Here is a 17,303-nt window from a genome sequence, read left to right as displayed (position 1 = left end):
GCCGGTGGGCGCAATCCCCTGCAACAGTTTGCTGCGAATGCAACGCGTGGTCTTTCAAACCGCCACCAACCCCGTCTATAAGCGCGCCTGTAGCAAAAGGAATTCGCCCATGCGCAGCGCAAAGATCAGCCGTCAGACCGCCGAAACCGAGATCTCGGTCGAGGTTAATCTGGACGGCACCGGCCAGTATGACAACCAGACCGGCGTCGGGTTCTTCGATCACATGCTGGACCAGCTTGCGCGCCATTCGCTGATCGACATGACGATCCGTGCCAAGGGTGACTATCACATCGACGATCACCACACGGTCGAAGACACCGGCATCGCACTGGGTCAGGCGCTGACGCAGGCATTGGGCGACAAGAAGGGCATTCGGCGCTATGGCGAATGCCACCTGCCGATGGACGACGCTCAGGTGCGCTGTGCGCTGGATTTGTCGGGCCGTCCGTTCCTGATCTGGAATGTGGACCTGCCGACGCAGAAGATCGGCACCTTCGATACCGAGCTGGTGCGTGAGTTCTTTCAGGCGCTCAGCACCCATGGCGGTATCACACTGCATATCGACCAGTTGCACGGCTTCAACAGCCATCACATCGCCGAGGCGGCCTTCAAGGCTGTCGCGCGCGCGTTGCGTGATGCGGTTGAGACCGATCCGCGCAAGGCGGATGCGATTCCGTCCACCAAGGGCGCGCTGTAAATGTTGACGGCCATTATCGACTACGAAAGCGGTAATCTGCATTCCGCCGAAAAAGCGTTTCAGCGCATGGCGCGCGAGGTGGATGCGGGCGAGGTTGTCGTGACCTCGGACGCGGATGTCGTGGCGCGGGCCGACCGGCTGGTGCTGCCCGGTGACGGGGCGTTTCCGGCCTGTGCCACCGAGCTGCGCGGCCACAAGGGCATCTATGACGCAATGGTCGAGGCGGTCGAGCAGAAAGGACGCCCGTTTCTGGGCATTTGCGTCGGCATGCAATTGATGGCCTCGAAAGGTCACGAATACACCGAGACCGACGGGCTTGGCTGGGTTGCGGGCGATGTCGTGCGGATCGAACCGTCAGACAAGGCGCTGAAAGTGCCCCATATGGGCTGGAACAATCTGGTTCTGGAAAGTGAACATCCGGTGTTTGACGGCGTCACGTCCGGCGATCACACCTATTTCGTCCACTCCTACCATTTCCGCGTCAACGACCCGGCTCAGCGGCTGGCGCATGTGGAGTATGGGCAGGAGGTCACGGCCGTGATTGGCCGCGACACGATGGTCGGAATGCAGTTCCACCCCGAGAAAAGTCAGGATGTGGGTCTGCGCATGATCGGGAATTTCCTGACCTGGGCCCCGTGACGCGTTACTGAACGCGCGTCCAGGTCTGGCCCCGACAGATCAAACCGCCAGCCACACAGCCTTTGACGGTCAGCTTGTTCTGGCCGTCCAGAGACATTTTGGAATTGTAGGTCTTGTCCCGATCCGGGGCCCAGATCTTGCCGCTGTCATAGCTGCCGCCGCCTTCGGGCACCATGTCCCAGATGATCTGCTTGCCCAGATTTTCGTATTCCAGCTGCTGATTGCCATCAGCATCAAAGGCGCTGTCAATGGTGCCGCAAATTGCGCTGCCGCATTCGGCAATCGACACGTGCAAGTAGCCGCCTGTGTCGCCGGGTGCGGTTTTCCACAGACCGTCGACCGGGTCAGCCGCAAAGGCGCTGGTTGCAAGAGCGGCCAATGCCGCTGCGAGTGTGAATGTCTTCATGCTGGTCTCCCTGTTTTGGCCTCAGTCTGACCCGCTGAATGCCAACGGGCAAGAATGACTTAGCGTCGCGTTGCATCCCCTGCCCCGCATGTGCGATATGCCGCCCGAGTAACAGAGATATAGGGCCGCCCGACATGATCCTCTACCCCGCCATCGACCTGAAAGACGGCAACGCCGTGCGCCTGCTGCGCGGCGAAATGGACAAGGCTACCGTGTTCAACGAAGATCCGGCCGCGCAGGCCCGCGCCTTTGTCGAGGCCGGTTGCGAGTGGCTGCATCTGGTCGATCTGAACGGCGCTTTTGCAGGTGAGCCGGTCAACGCAGCTCCGGTCGAGGCGATTCTGAAGGCCTGCAACGTGCCTGCCCAATTGGGCGGCGGCATTCGCGACATGGCCACCATCGAGACCTGGATCGACAAAGGTTTGGCCCGCGTGATTCTAGGCACGGTCGCGGTCGAGAACCCCGATCTGGTGCGTGAAGCGGCCAAAGCCTTTCCCGGCAAGGTTGCCGTGGGCATCGATGCACGCAACGGAATGGTCGCGACAAAGGGCTGGGCCGAAGAGACCAACGTGCAGGTCACCGATCTGGCGCGCAGCTTCGAGGACGCAGGCGTCGCAGCCATCATCTACACAGACATCAACCGCGACGGTGCGATGCAGGGACCGAATATCGAGGCCACGGCAGCGCTGGCTCAGGCCGTGTCTATCCCGGTGATCGCTTCGGGGGGCGTCAGCTCGCTGGATGACCTGATCGCTTTGCGCGATTGCGGGGTCGAGCTGAACGGCGCGATCTCGGGCCGCGCGCTCTATGATGGCGCGATTGACCTGGCTGAGGCCATTCGCGCCCTGTCTTGACGGGTTATTGTGCGGCGGCTGCGGTCAGCTTGGCCAGCGCGCCGCGCATCTTCTCGATGACGGGTGAGTTTTCGACATCGTCCAACTCATCCATTGTTTCTTTGGGGTCTTCATAGGCCAACCAGACCTGACCGTTTGCATCCTCGTAAGCCTGCACTTTGAGCGGCAGGAACAATCCTGCGCGCGGATCTATCTGCATCGCTGGCGTGCCCAGCGCCGGGTTTCCGAAAATCAGCACCTGATTGGCCGGGATGGGAGTTCCGACCTTTTCCGCCCCGGCCGCATGATCGACGCGGGCGAACACGGTTGCGCCTGCGTTACCCACCGCAGCCTCGAGCGCATCCAGCGCCTCGGCCACGGATTTGTTGGTTTCTACTTTGATGATGTCGTCAGCCATGGCGGACAGCGCGCCTCCGAAGGAAAGAATTGAAGCCAGTATCAGTGTACGCATATCGGGATTCCTTTCGAAAATTTCACCCTAATTGTCTCAGGTTCTAGGAATCTGACAATCACAAGTCTGGCATCAGCGGAGCTTTGCCTGATTTTGAGAGGCGTATTTTACCCGTGTTTTCGAAAACAATCCGAGCAAAAGTCAAACACTTTACCGAGTTGAGCCTCAATTCAGCCGGATTTGACATCTACTTGATGACCCAAACACAGCACTCCGGGTGGCAAAAATGAGTATTTCCAATGTAGATGTGCCCAGCACATCTAGATACAGATCAGCAACTGTTGCGATCTTCTGCGCTGCGATTTTCACGAGCGCAAGCTTGCTATTTTTCGTTCAGCCCCTGTATGCAAAACTGGTTCTTCCCAAGATCGGCGGTGCCCCAGCGGTTTGGACGACCGCCATGCTGTTTTTTCAGGTGGTGCTGATTCTCGGGTATGTGTACGCGCATCTTTTGACCAAATTTCTGACGCTGCGATGGCAGATCATCACCCATTTCGCGTTCTGGATCGCCGCACTGACGTTTCTGCCTTTGTCCACAAGCGAAAGCTGGAGTTACGACGCATCGACTTCGACCGCACTGCAAACGCTTGGCCTGTTCGCTGCAGGTGTGGGCGTGCCTTTCGCGGTGCTGTCGGCAAATGCGCCTCTGTTGCAGGCCTGGTACGCCAAGTCGGGCGGCCCATCGTCTGACGACCCGTACTTCCTGTACAGCGCCAGTAACGTTGGGTCTTTGCTGGCGCTGCTTGCCTTTCCCTTGGTTGCGGACCCCCTTTTTGGAGCAACTGAGATCAGCCGTGGGTGGTTGGCCGGTTTTGTGCTCTTCGGAGTGCTCTTGCTAGGGAGCGGTCTGATCGCATTGCGCGGCTCGCATCAGACAGAGGTTCAGGCCAAATCGGCAACTCAAGCCAGTTTCCCTGCCTGGACGCAGATTGCTGTTTGGGTTTTTGTCGCCTTTGTTCCGTCTTCGCTGATGCTGTCCTTCACAACCCGGGTCAGCACCGATCTCGGTGCACTTCCTTTGATCTGGGTTATCCCGCTGGCGGTTTATATTCTCTCTTTCATTTTGGCTTTCGCCAAATGGAAGCGGCTGACAATGAGCAGTTTGGAAATACCCATGCTGCTCGCGCTTGCAGTCGGGGTGCTACTGGTCGCGAAAGTGGTAGATGAACACGACACGCCCGCGATTATTTTGCTCTACGCACCTGTTCTGTTTATCGTCGCACTTTTTGCACACAGATTGCTTTACGAACTTCGACCGTCAGCGAATCTTTTGACTGTGTTCTACATCGCGCTTTCTGCAGGCGGAGCGTTGGGCGGGCTGTTCAACTCGATTGTGGCACCCCTTGTTTTTGTGCGTGAACTGGAAGTGCCCATTTCCATGATGCTTGCCGGGGGGCTTTTCCTCGTACGCGCCCCAAGCTTTTCTCTGCGTCACATCGGTATGGGCTTTGCCTCAGGTATCCTGGTTCTGTTGATTGCCATCGCGCTCAGGGATGTCGATTTTCTGAATTCAGAATTCGCACGCGCCGGTGCGATCCTCCTGTTGCTTTTGGCAGTTCTGTTGTACGCCCGGACATACCCGGTTCGCATTTCGGCCGTTTTGGTGGTTGTGATGCTGCCCGCTTTTGCTGCGGATGACAGCCCGATCCTTCAAGACCGCAGTTTCTTTGGCGTGCATTCCGTTTATTCAAGCGCAGGCTACCGGGTTTACAAGAACGGCACTACGGTACATGGCTGGCAGCGTGAATCCGAGTATGGCAAACGACCGACGCCTTTGTCTTATTATCACCCGAACGGCCCCATGGCTCAGGTTATAACCTCTGAGTTTGGCAATCAGGCCGACAGCATCGGTATCGTTGGGCTGGGCACTGGTGCGCTGGCTTGCTACCGGCAACCCTCGCAGAAGTGGGAGTTCTTTGAAATCGACGCGACCGTCGACAAGATCGCCCGCGATCCTTCTCTTTTTACCTATGTTTCCGAATGTACGCCCGACTCGGTCACGCATCTGGGTGACGCGCGTATCGTGCTGGAACAAAAGCCGTTTGAATTCGACATCCTTGTTCTGGACGCCTACAGCTCGGACGCGATACCGCTTCATTTGATCACGTTGGAAGCCGTCCAAACGTATACGCGTCAAATAGCTGATAACGGCGTTTTGGTCTTCCATATCTCCAACCGTTTCTATGATCTGGTGCCGCCTCTGGCCAGAATTGCAGACCGGCTGAATCTGAGCGCGGCGCACCAGCTTAAGGACGCCGAGGAGAACCAGGTCGAGACAGGAGCCGCCACCAGCAGCGTTGTCATTCTGAGCCCCGACAAAGCCCGCATTGACGAGTTTGTACGTGATGGAGATTGGCAGGTCGTGAAATCGGATGGGGCAACGCCATGGACCGACAACAAAGCCAACCTTCTCACAGCGCTCAAGTTTTTGAAGGATGGGGATAAATAACGCGAGAGGTCTGAGCGTCCGTCCGCCACCTTTGCACACCCGGTATCCGATGCCAAAACGACTGTGGCATCGACGGGGCTTTGCCGGTAAAGGTCTGGCAACAAAGGACGCTCAAATGCTGAAAACCCGGATCATTCCCTGCCTTGATGTTGCCGATGGCCGCGTGGTCAAAGGTGTGAATTTCGTCGGTCTGCGCGATGCGGGCGACCCGGTGGAATCGGCCAAGGCCTATGATGCCGCTGGTGCGGATGAAATCTGTTTTCTGGATATTCACGCCACCCATGAGAACCGGGGCACGATGTTCGATGTGGTGCAGCGCACGGCCGAGCAATGCTTTGTGCCGCTGACCGTGGGTGGTGGCGTACGCACCAAGGACGACGTCCGTGCTTTGTTGCTGGCGGGGGCAGACAAGGTCAGCTTCAACTCGGCAGCCGTGGCCAACCCGGATGTGATCGCGGAGGCAGCGGACCAGTTCGGAAGCCAGTGCATTGTCTGCGCCATTGACGCCAAGACGGTCAGTCCCGGCAAATGGGAGATCTTCACCCATGGCGGGCGCAAGCCCACCGGCATTGATGCTGTCGAGTTTGCCAAGACCGTCGTTGCCAAGGGCGCCGGGGAAATCCTGCTGACCTCGATGGATCGCGACGGCACCAAAGCCGGGTTCAACCTGCCGCTGACCCGCGCCATTTCCGATGCGGTGGACGTGCCGGTTATTGCCAGCGGCGGTGTCGGCAATCTGGACCATCTGGTCGAAGGCGTCACCGAAGGCGGCGCGAGTGCCGTGCTGGCCGCCTCGATCTTTCATTTCGGTGAATACACGATCCGCGAGGCCAAGGAACACATGGCCGCTGCAGGCATCCCCATGAGGCTGACATGAGCATTCTGCACGATCTTGCTGCCACGATTGAGGCCCGCAAAGGGGCTGATCCGGACTCGAGCTGGACTGCCAAGCTGCTTGCAAAAGGCCCCGAGAAATGCGCCGAAAAATTCGGTGAGGAAGCCATCGAGGCCATTATCGAAGCCACAAAAGGGGATCAGGCCAAGCTGACCTCTGAGGCGGCGGATGTTCTGTATCACTTGCTGGTCATGCTGGCGGCGCGGGACGTAGCGCTGGACGATGTGCTGGCCGAGCTTGCGCGCCGTCAGGGTGTCAGCGGCATTGCCGAAAAAGCCGCCCGACCCAAAGGGTAAAGGCCGGGTTCCGCGCCGCCGCATTGGCCGCTATACTCGGGCGTCAGACTGGCAGGCAGAGGGCGCGACATGATCCGAGTTTTGATGCTTGTGGCAACGCTTGCCATCGCTGCGGGGTGCGCGGCACCTCCACCCCAAACCGGAGATGAGGTGCAGCGCCTGACAGCTGAGATTCAGAGCCTGGGCCCCGATATCGATCCCAAAGAGGCGCAAAGGGCCGCGCAGGTTACCTATGCCTACACCGCGCAACTGGTCGAAGAATACCAGATCACCGACCCGCCGCTGATCCACAACGCCAAGGTCAACAAGGGCCTTCGCCCACGTGGCCTGTGCTGGCATTGGGCCGAGGATATCGAGCGGCGTCTGAAACAGGAAAATTTCCAGACGCTGGAGCTGCATCGCGCCATCGCCAACGCCGACAACCCGCTGAGGATCGACCACAGCACCGCCATTATCAGCCGCAAGGGGGAATCGCTTTTTGACGGCATCGTGCTGGACCCCTGGCGCTATGGCGGAGTGTTGTTCTGGTCTCCGCTGGTCGAGGATACCCGCTATGAGTGGGTCCCTCGCGACGTGGTGCTGGAAAAACGGCGACAGGAACAGGTGGCACGGCTGAAACCGTATCAGCCCGCAACGCCCTAAAGCTTGGACGAGATGATCCCGGTCGAAAACCCGCCCATGCGCAGTTCCCCGTACAGGCGTTGATACTCAATCTTCGGGCAGCGGTTCATCACCACGTCCACGCCACGCCCTTCGGCCTTGGCTGCCGCCCCGGGGTGTTCTACTCCGATCTGCATCCATATCGTTCCGAGGGACGGGAACGCATCCAGCGCTTCATCCACAATGGGCGGCACGGATTCCGACCGTCGGAAAATGTCCACCATGTCCACGGGTTCGGATATCTCCGACAGACTGCCGCGCACCGTCTGGCCAAACAGGTCTTTCCCGGCATGGCCCGGATTGACCGGGATCACGTTGAACCCCTTCAGCGACAGATAGCGGGCGACGTAAAAGCTGGGTCGCACCGGGTTCATGGACACCCCGACAACGGCAACGGTTTTGGTGCGTTGCAGAATAGTTCTCAGGTGCTGATCGGAATAGTCTGGCATGCCCTATCCTTAGCAGGGTTCCGCAAAGAAAAAAGCGCCCAAGAAACCTTGGGCGCCAGTTGTTGGAACGAGGGACAGTGAAATGACCCGCGGCAGTTCCGTTCCGCGGTCACTGTGACATTTAGGCATATCTTTGTGAAAAAAAAGAGGGCGCGCGCATTTTTGTGATGACTCATCACAATTTACCGATTCCCGCTTATTCCTGATAGAGGATTGTCGGCCAGTTTTCTTCAGCCATCTCAATGTATTCTGTCTGATCTTGCTGCCAGATTTCCTCAATCGCCAGCGAATGTGTCAGGTAAAGGCGACCATCGACCACGTTCCAGGCTTCGGGATCCGTGCTTTTCAGAACACCCATGGCCATCGCATAGGAACAGTATCCACCGAATTGCGGAGCAAATGCGCGCGGGTTGCTTTCGAAAAGCTCGCGATTCTCTTGCGACGTGAAATGCCACCTGGCTCCTTTCCACATCACCGAATTCTCGGGCGCGCCCCTGATCGGAGCAACGCCTTCGAAGTAAGACACGGCATCATACCCGGCCAAGGCCACACCTTCGGTGGCGTAATAAACAGGCATATCCTGCGCAAACGCCGCAGGGGTAACAACAACAGCGCTCAGCGCGCCAAGCAAGGAACGTCGGGTCAGCATCTTCACGTCAGAATTAAAGTTCTCAGGGGTATCAAAATGCAATTTTTCGCAGAATACGAAACCCCTGTTGACGTGGATGTGATCGATCTTCAGCCAAAGGCGGTTAATCGAATATGTCTTCGATCACATCCCAGGCTTCATCGAACACGCGCGAGAACATGCCCTTTTTCTTCTTTTTCCGTTTGGCTTTCGGCGGGGCCGCATGTGACACGGCAGATCGCACCGGTTTGGACGTCACGGCCTTCCGTTTGGGCAGCATTTTCAGATCGTGCAAAGGTGCCCCGCAATTGGAACAGCTCAACTCGTGCCGCTCTTTGCCCTTCAGGACCAGGGCAGCCCGGGTCCCGCAATAGCAGCAGGTGGCGATTTTCGACGGACCGGAAATAGCGCTCTCCTTTTTATCAGGGCCGGGATGCATATAAGGCGATTGCCGCCGCATTTGAGACGTTCAGCGATCCGAATCCCCCTGCTGCGTCAATTTTCACCAACTGATCCACGGTTTCCTTGGTCTTTTGGCGCAAGCCCGGACCTTCCGCTCCCAGAACAAGCGCGACGGGACGGTCCCGACCATCGCTTAGCGCGCCTTCGATGGTGACGTCTGCCTCACCGTCCAGCCCAAGGACCAAAAAGCCCATATCCTGAAGCTCAACAATCGTGTCGGCGAGGTTGCGCATCCGCAGATAAGGTTGCCGTTCCAGCGCGCCGCTGGCGGTTTTTGCCAGCGCACCGGTCTCGGGCGCCGAATGGTGGCGTGTGCCAATCACGGCGCTTGCCCCCAGAACTTCGGCCGAGCGCAGAATCGCCCCGACATTATGGGGGTCCGTGACCCGGTCCAGCAGGATGACGCGCGGATTTTCCCGACCGATGCAGTTTTCGGCCAGACCGCCCCAGTCCAACGGCTTGACCTCGAGCGCCGCGCCCTGGTGCACTGAGCCTGCGTCGATGGGCGCGTTAAACTTGCGGGGGTCCACCATCTCTGCCTCGATCCCAGAAAATTCTATCGCTTGTGCCAGTTTATCGCGCGCATTGCGCGTTACGATCAGGCGCAGTTTCTGCCGACTTGGGTTCATCAAAGCGTCGCGAACCGCATGCAGACCGAACAGCCAGACGGTTTCAGCGGCGGCGGATTTGCGCGCCTGTTCCTTTTCGACGACCCATTTGGGTTTCTTCATTTTACGGGCCTCCGGGCCGGGAATTCGGTTTCCTGCGTCAAAGCGAAATTTTCCTGTTGACGCTCCTTTGGTGCGCTAGTAATCACGCCTCCACGTCAGGTGCAACGCCTGACAGTGGGCGACAGGCCGCAAGGTGTGGCAGGGGACTGTAACTCCCTCGCGGAGACGCACGCCTGGTTCGATTCCAGGGTCGCCCACCATCTTCATAAATACCTGAAAACATGGCGAAATATCTCCGTTGCGGGAATTCCCGTTTCGGGCTCGTGGCAAACCCCGGTACTCATTGGGTACTCACGTTGGTACTCATGACGGGTAACCTGTTCGTGACTCGTTCCAAATTCAGGGATATGAAGGACCGGCAAAGTCGCCTCGCCTGTCCGAACTGTCGCCGTAGGGTATGCGTTCCGGATCATCTGGATAGGAAGGTGAGGCGCACCTATTCGATCTCAGGCCACCCCGGCAGATTCTCAGGCGCGGGTACGTCTTTGCGCTCCAGCCACTCTTTGATCGCCATCCAATGATCTTGGGGCTTGGCCACGTATCGGCGTGAGTGAAGGTCTGCGATGGCGCGCTGAAGCTGTGGATACCATTGGATCTTGAGTTTCAACCCATGCGCCTTTGCCCAGACACGTAGAGCCGCCTCCCATTCCGGGATCGGTCTGGCTTCAAGTTCTTCGTGGAGGTCGAGCGGGATTCGGTTGGGCCATGTCATGCCGCTGATATGAGGCAGGCAGACGGACGCGGCAAGCACCCGATTTGCCAGAATCAGTTTTTCCCGTTTAGGCTTATCCTATTACTTGGGGGACAATTTGATGAAACTGATTTTTGCGGCTCTTGCCGTTTGTATAGCTGGTGCGGCCAATGCGCTGACCGTTACTTTTGATATCGACCCGGTTAACGACCCATTCACACAATCACACAAAAGACAGGGAACCAGCCAAGGTTTTACCTTTGAATGGGCTGACGTCTACACCTATGGGAATTACATCAACTTCCACGATGATAGCGGCGTACTGTCTACCACCATCAAGCCTGTGAACGGCGGCAAATTCACGGTTCAGACCGTTGATCTGCAAGGCTGGTCGCGCGCGTATACAACCGGGTCCGGTCCCGCGCCCGCACACGGAACCGCAGCGTACAATCAATGGATAACCGGAGGGCCTGCAACCTTCCCGACGTTAACCTTTTCCGGCCTATTGAATGGCTCTGTCGTGGCTACCCAGACTTTTGGCCCGATGGCTTTGACAACGCTGAGCTTTTCCAGCGCCTTCACGGCAATTGACTCGCTCCTGGTGACTTACAACAGTCCGTCTCTAATCAGGCATCAAGCGCTTGCGACAAGTCCCAACACTGCATGGTGCGCCAGCTACTGCGGGGAAATGTGGGTGGATAACCTTGTTGTCGCTCCGGTGCCCCTGCCCGCTTCAGGGTTTCTGCTGATAGGCGGGCTGATGGGCCTATTCGGCTTCCGACGGTTTAAGGCACCGTAACCGTAGCGGCGACAGATCCGGCCGGAAGAGTAGGAAGAGAAGCCGCGCTTTTAAAACCGCCCTGGTATCCCCAGAGGGTTGCGGCCCTTGGCACTATGCCATTCCCGCCCCATCCTCCTTCACGCGGCTGCATGCGCGACCCGGCAAGTGCGGTATGATGTGCGGTGCCAGCGTTTATTTCAAAATCGTTGTACAGCGCCGAACTCGACCGCGACAGTTCATTGAAGTTCGTGCCATAGGTGCTTTCCAGCAGGTAGAAGTTATCCGAGTGCGTCCAGACTCCACCGAATGTCGTCTGGTTCTGACAGAAGATATTCCGCTCAATTGTGACGGTATTGCTTGCACTGCTTAGGATTTTCAGAGCGGGCTGACTGTGAATGTCAGCAGGCGGTGCTGACATGAAGGTGTTGTTTCGAATAATCACATTGGTCATCCAGTCAAAGCTGATCGCATTTGAGTGACCCATGATGACATAGTTATCCTCGACAACCACGTTATCATGCAGAGTGGTTGCATCCGCCGGCTGACCGTCGAGGCCAAAGTGAAAGCTCTGCCCGAAGTTACCGCCCTGACCCTGATCAAGAACGTTGCGGCGGATGTATACGTTAGTCGATTTTTTTCGATAAGTGCCGCGCGCGATCTGAACCATGTCAACGTGATCGGTGGAAACCGGGTTGGCGCTATCGTGCATCCAGTTGTCTTCTATATAGACGTCTGAACTGTCGTTGACGTGAACACAGTCGGTTCTGATCTCGTGAAAATTCGAATCCCGCACGGTAAGGTTGTCATTGTCCGCGGTGAACAGCCCGGTATGAAGATGCTTAAACTCGCATTGGAGGACATCCACGCGATTGCTGTGTTCAATGCTAAGGCCGATCCCCTTGTTTGAGAGGCCGCCAGATTGCGTCATCTGGAACAGGCACCGCGTGAATTTAAGATCGTTGGTGCTGGAAAAGGAATGGTGTTTGTAGTTATCCGCCTGCCCTGTATCGGTGATGATAAAGGCAACATCCTGAAATTGGAGATTACCGTTGTTCTGGGTGGTGAACCGATTGATGGTGCTGCGATTGGCAGGGTTTGCCGACCGGACGACATTTGGGGAGGCGTAAACAGTATTCGCGATACTGATTGGCCCAAAGTCCACGCCCTCGGCCAGAACGATGTCTTTGCCCCCAGCAGATGCAGCGAGTTCCGACACGAGCTCCGAGGTGTTGTTCACCGTAACCATGTCACGTCGCCTTTATGCTGACTGTTGTGAAATCTAGACTGTAGTTCGCGGCCCAAGGTTTTGCCCGGAACGAAGCATATGCAGCGTTGGCGGGGCTATTGCCAGGCACACGGCTGAAAGTTCCATTGCCTGAAACATTCACTGCCGCTTCGTCTGTTGAGAGAAGATTTAGACTACTGTCGTACCACGAAACGCCAAGCTGGAAATTGCCGCCGCTGGTAAAGTTGGCAACGTCTACACTAACAGTGTAGCTCGTGCTCCCGCTGACCGGAGCCATGCTTGACGTGTTAATAGAGGTGTAAAGCGTTGCAAACGCCGCAGCCGTCCGCCACTCCGCCGAGCTGTTCTGTATCGTACAACCGCCCGGAGCGAACCATCGGCTCGCGGTATCTATTCCTGAGTCTGGTAGAAGCTCAGGATTGCCCGCCGCTGCTGTCGTAAAGCCCGAAGCCGACGACACGCCCGACTGGTTGGTTGCGGCATCCTCATGCATGAAATGGGTGGTGTACTGCGTCCCAGCGGTCAGACCCGACGGCGTGATGTTCTGAACGCCCGTAGCGCTGACAGCCTGAGACCCCGAGGCGGTTGCAGCCGTGCCGGTGTTATCCTGCCCAGCTTTGACCTGTGCAGCGCTGGGGGCGGTCGCTGAGGTGGTCACAACCCAATAGAGCGTCCCGTTGTCCTCGTTGGTCGAAACTGAACCTGTGGAGGCTGTCTGGCCGTTGGCTGCGTCTGTGGGGCTGGTAAGCGTTGGTGCGGTCGTGTCGCCCGCTGGGAAGGTGTATTGCGTGCTGTCCACCGCTGACGGGCCGGGTGAAGTCGCTGCATCTGCCACGATATGCAGATAGTGGTCGCCTGCCGTGACATTCGGATAGGCGATGGTGGCGTTGTTCGAGCCAGAGGTCACAGCGAAGTTGCCGCCGTCTATGGCGCCCGTGCCTGCAATGATCGCAGCCGCTGTCTCTGTCGCGTTGTCGGTGATCATCCAATAGATCGTACCAGCCCGGTTGACGGACATGGAAATCGTGTTGGTGCCGTTGAACGTGGGCCCGCTGGTTATTGCGATCTGCTGTCCTGTAACGGTCGCTGTTGCCGCTGATGTTGCATTCGCACTGCCCGCGACGTTGGTCTCGGTCTGACGTACCGAAATCGTGTTTCCGATATCGGCGGCTTGCACCGCGTATGTGCTATTGGTCGCCCCGCTGATCGCGGTGGTATTGCGAAGCCATTGCCATGTTCGGGTTGGCGTCGGGGTGCCAGTCACAGATGCAGCGGTTGCCGTGAGTGTCTGGCCTTCGACCGCCGAGCCCGAGATGGTCGGGACACCCGAGATGACCGGAGCGCTGTTGCCTGCGGTTATAGCCAGAGAGAACCCGCTATTGACCGAGCCGCCCGAGTTGGTCGCCGTGACGACGATAGACGTGCCTGTCTGCTGGGAAAGCGCGTCCGTGTCAAAACTGACAACACCTGTCCCGCTATTGATCGTCACGCCAGCTGGTGCGGTTGTCAGAGAGTAGACAAGTGCAGATCCGGTGAAATCGCCGGATGCGTTGTAAGTCTGAACGCCGCTGTTTTCGGTGAAGGACTGATCAACCAAACCGCCCGCCGCTGTTGGGGCCGGATATGTGATGACACCGCTTGCAACGGCCTGCCAGGGCGTGGCACCCGGATTGGTTCCGCCTGTCTCGACCGCCCGCCACTGCGCAAGGCCCGCTTCAGTGTCATCCCCTGCGACATGGGCATACGCTGCGGATGTGCTTTTGACATCACCATCAGAGAGATGCTGGATCTCGATAGTGACAGTCCCGCCGCCGGATGCCGTGGCCGTGCCCGCCGTGATAGTCTGCGTGGTCCCGATCTTGAACGTGCTGACATCGATCGATCCCGGCGCGGTTAATGCCGGACCGGCAGCAGGCGTGTTGTCGCGTTCGGCACCAAGGCCCAAGCCACCCGACCAAAACGCGTTGTAGCCGATCTGTCTCATCAGACCGCCGTACGTGTCATCTTGATTGGGGTCTGCCCGCTCATCAGCTTGTATTTCACGGTCTTGCCTGACGAGATTGTCAGAGCATCCCCACGTTCGCCGCGAAGGATGATCCCGTCATCTTCCGCCGGGGATGCCTCGGTTGACACCCGAAACCAGCCAGATTGTGCCTGCCAAACCTCGTCTTCGGTCAGCAGTACACCCACTGACCAACTCGTTGATGCGTCATTGATGACTGCCATTGTTCAAGTCCTTCCATCTGATGCGACCTTGCGGCCGGATAGTGTTTCAACCTTGTCACCGCAGTTCAGAAGCTCTTTGCGGTCCCGCGCCCACAACAATTCGATATCCCTGTCCGTGAGCCATCTTTCCGGCACCTGCACGGGGTCAGCGCAAGGCTCGGCTTGCTTAACGAAGGGCGTTGAGCCGCCGCACCCGATCAGGGCCAAAGCACTGCTCAACAACAACAGGGTCCGCATTAGCTTGTTCCTCTAGTCTTCGGGCGTCTTCTTCGCGTTTGTTCGCTACGTGGATGCGGGCCGTTTCCAGTTTTTGACCGGCCTCGATCAGGGCAAGTTTTTCTGCGTTGTGATCATCCTCTGCCGCGCTGTAGCCCATCCGGTAGCCTTGCCACCCGATCAGAGAGGCAAACGCGATTGCACCAAGGATCATCCACGGATTGATCACGGCCACATCTCCCAATGAGGGCCATCATTAAACGCCCGTTTCCCAGCGGCGCGCTTGCGTTTGACATAGGCTGCGACCCAATTCTCGGGCGCACCACCGAGGTCATTCACGACCTGCCAGCAACCACCCCAGCGGAGTTTGACGTCAAGTTCCCGAGCCGCTTCCACAACCGCATCAGCGATGACGTAGATCGCATCCCAATCCCAAACCGCCCGACCATTGATCCACGGGACCAGATCGACGGCCTCACCGAACCCGCTGGGTTGGGTCTGGTGCTTGCTCTTGCGCCTGTATCCGTCACGCTGCGAAGCGCCACGGTTGTAGAGCGCGCGTTGATCAGCGGCAGTTCTGATCCCGTCGAAAACAGTGAAGTCCTGTTCGGTGATTTCGATGGCGCGCTTGACCACCTTGACCAGATCCGGGTGAACGCCTTCAAGTTCCGCGAGTGATTTCCTGCCCAATGAAAAAGTCATTTTCCGCCTCCGTCTTTTGGGGGAAGAACCTTGTCAACGACGCGCTCTGCGATGGTCCCGCTGCGAGCTTGAGTCTCGTCCATGACCTTGACGAAAATGTTGATCACCCAACTGCTCGCGGCCCCGGCCACTGCCATGACGATTTGGGGGGCCACATCGAAGTGGTCGAATTCGGCGGTGATTAGAACCACAATGGTTGCAACAACACCTGCGGTAGTCATGATCCCGAAAAGCTTGCGATTGTTCTTGCGATGACGGGCTATCAGACTTCCTGCAGCCAACGCCAAAAACAGCCCGCCGAAGTATTGGTGTGGCGCGAAACTGATCCCCAGCCCCGTCAGAACCATCGTCAACCAGTCGCGCGAAATCTCGATTGCCTGCTGCTTCACGTCAAAACTCCCAATCGATCCGTAGATCCAACTCTCTGATGTTCCCGCTGTTGGTGAGGAAGCGAATGCGGTTTGCGACCGTCAACGGCAAAGGTGTCCCGGGCATTCGACCGGCGAGGCTGGTGGCGTCGTTCACTGTTCCGCTGGTCGTTACACCGGCCCGACGGCCAAAAAATCGGGGAGCTTTGAATGGCTCGTGAAAGCCAATGAATTCCCCTTTGCCCCACGCAGACAGTTCATAGGTGGTGTTCGCCTTCGTCGGAACGCTCAGAACAAATCCACCCCCCAAAAGGGCTGCTCCAGCACCGGCATAACTAAAGCCATAGTCCATCGTGTAATAGGAGCTGTTGTCGGTAATCAGCGAGATCGAGTTGCCAACCTGCATAACCAGGTAAGAATTGTCTGATACCGGCACGAAACAGTCGTACCGGTAGCGAAACCCCCTCGCGCCTGTAGGCACATCAACATCCACGTGCGGGGGTGACGCGAGGTTGCGATCAACGTAAACCCGGTGGAACAACTCTCTGCTGGTCAGATATGCGAACCAGTTCGTCCCGTCCGTGAAAACCTCCACAAACTGGCCAGGCAGTATCTCGAAGCCATTGTACGCTCCGAAACCTATTACAGTGAGGGTGGTCCCGATGGCAGGCGTGATGTTGGCTCCTGCCCCTGCCCCGTCCACGCTGAACCCGAAGCCGTTGCCAAAAAGAGTTGGGACGGGCAGCGTCAAGATGCGACGGGCGTCAGTTCTCAGGATGCCGTTGCCGTCGCTTGTGACAATCGTCCGGTTCGTTGTCACCGCGATGACCTGCGGGGCTTGCAGGGAGGCCACAGTCGCAGCCGCAGCCGTGGCAACCCCAGCCTGCGCCAAAGCTGTGTTTGCGTGTCCCTGTGCTTGGGAAATTTCATCTGAGCTAGGCCCAGCTATCAAACTCAGGCCGTCGCCAGAAAACGCCACCGACCGGCCCGCCCTCGAAGCCGCGTCACCATTCAATGGGCTGACAGGGGGTGATCCCACCGAAGTCCTCAGACTTGTCGCATAGTCTCGAGCCTGCTCCTGCTGAACAGCGGTCAGAGCGTCCGCATCGTTTTGCAGGTTATTGGAGAGATCAGGCGAGTTCCCAAGATACTGGTTTTCTCGACGCGGTGATCGAGTTCCATATATCTCGACATCAACATCGGTGACAGGGAAGTTCAGAACGACCACGGCATTTGTCGCCCGTCCGTTCAAAAACGTGGCGTTGATCGTGTAACCGGTGACGGCGATGCCAGCGAGATAAACGGTGATATCTTCTGTCGCGAAAATCGGAAACGGAATAACGAATTGACTCGTTAGAACCGTCGGCTGATAGAGTTTATATCTGGTCGATTGCGCGAGCGTCATAGGGAAACCACTGTTGTTTCCCGAAAACTCCTATTTCACCGTGGTTTCCCG

22 protein-coding genes and 1 tRNA gene are annotated in these 17,303 nt (G+C 57.6%); 9 read left to right on the top strand and 14 right to left on the bottom strand.

Annotated elements, in window-relative coordinates; all coding sequences use genetic code 11:
• The first annotated feature begins 109 nt into the window (after nt 1–109).
• Nucleotides 110–697 carry an imidazoleglycerol-phosphate dehydratase HisB gene (gene hisB / locus ACR0LF_RS10825; RefSeq protein WP_353008264.1) on the top strand — a complete coding sequence of 196 codons (588 nt, stop codon included), beginning with the start codon at nt 110–112 and terminating at the stop codon, nt 695–697.
• On the top strand, nt 698–1,336 hold the full coding sequence (hisH, locus tag ACR0LF_RS10820) for an imidazole glycerol phosphate synthase subunit HisH (RefSeq protein ID WP_480578536.1): 639 nt from the start codon (nt 698–700) through the stop codon (nt 1,334–1,336). It begins immediately after the preceding gene.
• Between the two features lie 4 nt (nt 1,337–1,340).
• Here the strand turns inward: hisH and ACR0LF_RS10815 are convergent, their stop codons facing one another.
• Nucleotides 1,341–1,742, bottom strand: coding sequence for a DUF2147 domain-containing protein (locus ACR0LF_RS10815; RefSeq protein ID WP_480578534.1), 402 nt, complete (start codon nt 1,740–1,742; stop codon nt 1,341–1,343).
• A gap of 134 nt (nt 1,743–1,876) precedes the next feature.
• Here ACR0LF_RS10815 and hisA point away from each other — a divergent pair, with 134 nt between their 5' ends.
• The gene (hisA, locus tag ACR0LF_RS10810; RefSeq protein WP_480578532.1) at nt 1,877–2,596 is read left to right on the top strand and encodes a 1-(5-phosphoribosyl)-5-[(5-phosphoribosylamino)methylideneamino]imidazole-4-carboxamide isomerase; all 720 of its coding nucleotides are present in this window, start codon (nt 1,877–1,879) and stop codon (nt 2,594–2,596) included.
• Between the two features lie 4 nt (nt 2,597–2,600).
• On the opposite strand, the gene ACR0LF_RS10805 is transcribed toward hisA, so the two are convergent.
• Nucleotides 2,601–3,047 (bottom strand): DUF302 domain-containing protein, encoded by a 447-nt coding sequence (locus ACR0LF_RS10805; protein ID WP_480578530.1) that lies wholly within the window; start codon nt 3,045–3,047, stop codon nt 2,601–2,603.
• Nucleotides 3,048–3,447: 400 nt separating this feature from the next.
• Between ACR0LF_RS10805 and ACR0LF_RS10800 the strand changes: the two genes are divergently transcribed.
• The 4 genes from ACR0LF_RS10800 to ACR0LF_RS10785 all read left to right on the top strand — a co-directional run bounded on the left by ACR0LF_RS10800 (nt 3,448) and on the right by ACR0LF_RS10785 (nt 7,329).
• Nucleotides 3,448–5,496, top strand: coding sequence for a fused MFS/spermidine synthase (locus ACR0LF_RS10800; protein WP_480578528.1), 2,049 nt, complete (start codon nt 3,448–3,450; stop codon nt 5,494–5,496).
• Between the two features lie 115 nt (nt 5,497–5,611).
• On the top strand, nt 5,612–6,373 hold the full coding sequence (gene hisF / locus ACR0LF_RS10795) for an imidazole glycerol phosphate synthase subunit HisF (protein ID WP_170383233.1): 762 nt from the start codon (nt 5,612–5,614) through the stop codon (nt 6,371–6,373).
• Nucleotides 6,370–6,687 (top strand): phosphoribosyl-ATP diphosphatase, encoded by a 318-nt coding sequence (locus tag ACR0LF_RS10790; RefSeq protein WP_480578526.1) that lies wholly within the window; start codon nt 6,370–6,372, stop codon nt 6,685–6,687. Before hisF ends, ACR0LF_RS10790 begins: the two co-directional genes overlap by 4 nt.
• A 69-nt stretch (nt 6,688–6,756) precedes the next feature.
• The gene (locus ACR0LF_RS10785; protein ID WP_480578524.1) at nt 6,757–7,329 is read left to right on the top strand and encodes a hypothetical protein; all 573 of its coding nucleotides are present in this window, start codon (nt 6,757–6,759) and stop codon (nt 7,327–7,329) included.
• On the opposite strand, the gene ACR0LF_RS10780 is transcribed toward ACR0LF_RS10785, so the two are convergent.
• The 4 genes from ACR0LF_RS10780 to rlmB all read right to left on the bottom strand — a co-directional run bounded on the left by ACR0LF_RS10780 (nt 7,326) and on the right by rlmB (nt 9,617).
• On the bottom strand, nt 7,326–7,796 hold the full coding sequence (locus ACR0LF_RS10780; RefSeq protein WP_480578522.1) for a CoA-binding protein: 471 nt from the start codon (nt 7,794–7,796) through the stop codon (nt 7,326–7,328). The two genes, ACR0LF_RS10785 and ACR0LF_RS10780, sit on opposite strands and share 4 nt — an antisense overlap.
• A 196-nt stretch (nt 7,797–7,992) precedes the next feature.
• Entirely contained in the window at nt 7,993–8,445 is a 453-nt protein-coding gene (locus ACR0LF_RS10775; protein WP_480578520.1) for a YHS domain-containing (seleno)protein, read from the bottom strand.
• 103 nt (nt 8,446–8,548) lie between these two features.
• A complete protein-coding gene (locus tag ACR0LF_RS10770) occupies nt 8,549–8,704 on the bottom strand; it encodes a hypothetical protein (protein WP_480578518.1) in 156 nt (51 codons plus the stop codon).
• A gap of 142 nt (nt 8,705–8,846) precedes the next feature.
• Nucleotides 8,847–9,617, bottom strand: a complete 771-nt coding sequence (rlmB, locus tag ACR0LF_RS10765; RefSeq protein WP_480578516.1) for a 23S rRNA (guanosine(2251)-2'-O)-methyltransferase RlmB — start codon at nt 9,615–9,617, stop codon at nt 8,847–8,849.
• Between the two features lie 116 nt (nt 9,618–9,733).
• On the opposite strand from rlmB, the gene ACR0LF_RS10760 reads away from it, so the two are divergent.
• Nucleotides 9,734–9,817: transfer RNA gene (locus ACR0LF_RS10760), tRNA-Tyr, on the top strand.
• A 236-nt stretch (nt 9,818–10,053) separates the two neighbouring features.
• Here the strand turns inward: ACR0LF_RS10760 and ACR0LF_RS10755 are convergent.
• A complete protein-coding gene (locus ACR0LF_RS10755; RefSeq protein ID WP_480578514.1) occupies nt 10,054–10,368 on the bottom strand; it encodes a hypothetical protein in 315 nt (104 codons plus the stop codon).
• A 61-nt stretch (nt 10,369–10,429) separates the two neighbouring features.
• Here ACR0LF_RS10755 and ACR0LF_RS10750 point away from each other — a divergent pair, with 61 nt between their 5' ends.
• Nucleotides 10,430–11,107, top strand: coding sequence for a VPLPA-CTERM sorting domain-containing protein (locus tag ACR0LF_RS10750; protein WP_480578512.1), 678 nt, complete (start codon nt 10,430–10,432; stop codon nt 11,105–11,107).
• Here the strand turns inward: ACR0LF_RS10750 and ACR0LF_RS10745 are convergent.
• From ACR0LF_RS10745 to ACR0LF_RS10715, 7 genes are all read right to left on the bottom strand, one after another.
• Entirely contained in the window at nt 11,094–12,335 is a 1,242-nt protein-coding gene (locus ACR0LF_RS10745) for a right-handed parallel beta-helix repeat-containing protein (protein WP_480578510.1), read from the bottom strand. The genes ACR0LF_RS10750 and ACR0LF_RS10745 overlap by 14 nt on opposite strands.
• Before the next feature lies 1 nt (nt 12,336).
• Nucleotides 12,337–14,319, bottom strand: a complete 1,983-nt coding sequence (locus ACR0LF_RS10740; protein WP_480578508.1) for a hypothetical protein — start codon at nt 14,317–14,319, stop codon at nt 12,337–12,339.
• Nucleotides 14,319–14,561, bottom strand: a complete 243-nt coding sequence (locus ACR0LF_RS10735; protein ID WP_480578506.1) for a hypothetical protein — start codon at nt 14,559–14,561, stop codon at nt 14,319–14,321. The genes ACR0LF_RS10740 and ACR0LF_RS10735 overlap by 1 nt, the downstream gene beginning before the upstream one ends.
• 166 nt (nt 14,562–14,727) lie before the next feature.
• A complete protein-coding gene (locus tag ACR0LF_RS10730; RefSeq protein ID WP_480578504.1) occupies nt 14,728–15,006 on the bottom strand; it encodes a hypothetical protein in 279 nt (92 codons plus the stop codon).
• A complete protein-coding gene (locus tag ACR0LF_RS10725; RefSeq protein WP_480578502.1) occupies nt 15,003–15,479 on the bottom strand; it encodes a M15 family metallopeptidase in 477 nt (158 codons plus the stop codon). The genes ACR0LF_RS10730 and ACR0LF_RS10725 overlap by 4 nt, the downstream gene beginning before the upstream one ends.
• A complete protein-coding gene (locus tag ACR0LF_RS10720) occupies nt 15,476–15,868 on the bottom strand; it encodes a hypothetical protein (RefSeq protein WP_480578500.1) in 393 nt (130 codons plus the stop codon). The genes ACR0LF_RS10725 and ACR0LF_RS10720 overlap by 4 nt, the downstream gene beginning before the upstream one ends.
• A gap of 1 nt (nt 15,869) precedes the next feature.
• Nucleotides 15,870–17,252 carry a hypothetical protein gene (locus ACR0LF_RS10715; RefSeq protein WP_480578498.1) on the bottom strand — a complete coding sequence of 461 codons (1,383 nt, stop codon included), beginning with the start codon at nt 17,250–17,252 and terminating at the stop codon, nt 15,870–15,872.
• Nucleotides 17,253–17,303: the final 51 nt, after the last annotated feature.

It is taken from the genome of Ruegeria sp. E8, from assembly GCF_056533985.1.
The sequence above is the reverse complement of the archived record's forward strand: the minus strand, read 5'-3'. Positions and strand labels throughout refer to the sequence as shown.

Excerpts from the sequence above, each read along its gene's own strand:
- hisB (WP_353008264.1), top strand. The coding sequence starts at position 110 with ATGCGCAGCGCAAAGATCAGCCGTCAGACCGCCGAAACCGAGATCTCG.
- hisH (WP_480578536.1), top strand. The coding sequence starts at position 698 with ATGTTGACGGCCATTATCGACTACGAAAGCGGTAATCTGCATTCCGCC.
- ACR0LF_RS10815 (WP_480578534.1), bottom strand. The coding sequence starts at position 1,742 with ATGAAGACATTCACACTCGCAGCGGCATTGGCCGCTCTTGCAACCAGC.
- hisA (WP_480578532.1), top strand. The coding sequence starts at position 1,877 with ATGATCCTCTACCCCGCCATCGACCTGAAAGACGGCAACGCCGTGCGC.
- ACR0LF_RS10805 (WP_480578530.1), bottom strand. The coding sequence starts at position 3,047 with ATGCGTACACTGATACTGGCTTCAATTCTTTCCTTCGGAGGCGCGCTG.
- ACR0LF_RS10800 (WP_480578528.1), top strand. The coding sequence starts at position 3,448 with ATGCTGTTTTTTCAGGTGGTGCTGATTCTCGGGTATGTGTACGCGCAT.
- hisF (WP_170383233.1), top strand. The coding sequence starts at position 5,612 with ATGCTGAAAACCCGGATCATTCCCTGCCTTGATGTTGCCGATGGCCGC.
- ACR0LF_RS10790 (WP_480578526.1), top strand. The coding sequence starts at position 6,370 with ATGAGCATTCTGCACGATCTTGCTGCCACGATTGAGGCCCGCAAAGGG.
- ACR0LF_RS10785 (WP_480578524.1), top strand. The coding sequence starts at position 6,757 with ATGATCCGAGTTTTGATGCTTGTGGCAACGCTTGCCATCGCTGCGGGG.
- ACR0LF_RS10780 (WP_480578522.1), bottom strand. The coding sequence starts at position 7,796 with ATGCCAGACTATTCCGATCAGCACCTGAGAACTATTCTGCAACGCACC.
- ACR0LF_RS10775 (WP_480578520.1), bottom strand. The coding sequence starts at position 8,445 with ATGCTGACCCGACGTTCCTTGCTTGGCGCGCTGAGCGCTGTTGTTGTT.
- ACR0LF_RS10770 (WP_480578518.1), bottom strand. The coding sequence starts at position 8,704 with ATGCTGCCCAAACGGAAGGCCGTGACGTCCAAACCGGTGCGATCTGCC.
- rlmB (WP_480578516.1), bottom strand. The coding sequence starts at position 9,617 with ATGAAGAAACCCAAATGGGTCGTCGAAAAGGAACAGGCGCGCAAATCC.
- ACR0LF_RS10750 (WP_480578512.1), top strand. The coding sequence starts at position 10,430 with ATGAAACTGATTTTTGCGGCTCTTGCCGTTTGTATAGCTGGTGCGGCC.
- ACR0LF_RS10745 (WP_480578510.1), bottom strand. The coding sequence starts at position 12,335 with ATGGTTACGGTGAACAACACCTCGGAGCTCGTGTCGGAACTCGCTGCA.
- ACR0LF_RS10740 (WP_480578508.1), bottom strand. The coding sequence starts at position 14,319 with ATGAGACAGATCGGCTACAACGCGTTTTGGTCGGGTGGCTTGGGCCTT.
- ACR0LF_RS10735 (WP_480578506.1), bottom strand. The coding sequence starts at position 14,561 with ATGGCAGTCATCAATGACGCATCAACGAGTTGGTCAGTGGGTGTACTG.
- ACR0LF_RS10725 (WP_480578502.1), bottom strand. The coding sequence starts at position 15,479 with ATGACTTTTTCATTGGGCAGGAAATCACTCGCGGAACTTGAAGGCGTT.
- ACR0LF_RS10715 (WP_480578498.1), bottom strand. The coding sequence starts at position 17,252 with ATGACGCTCGCGCAATCGACCAGATATAAACTCTATCAGCCGACGGTT.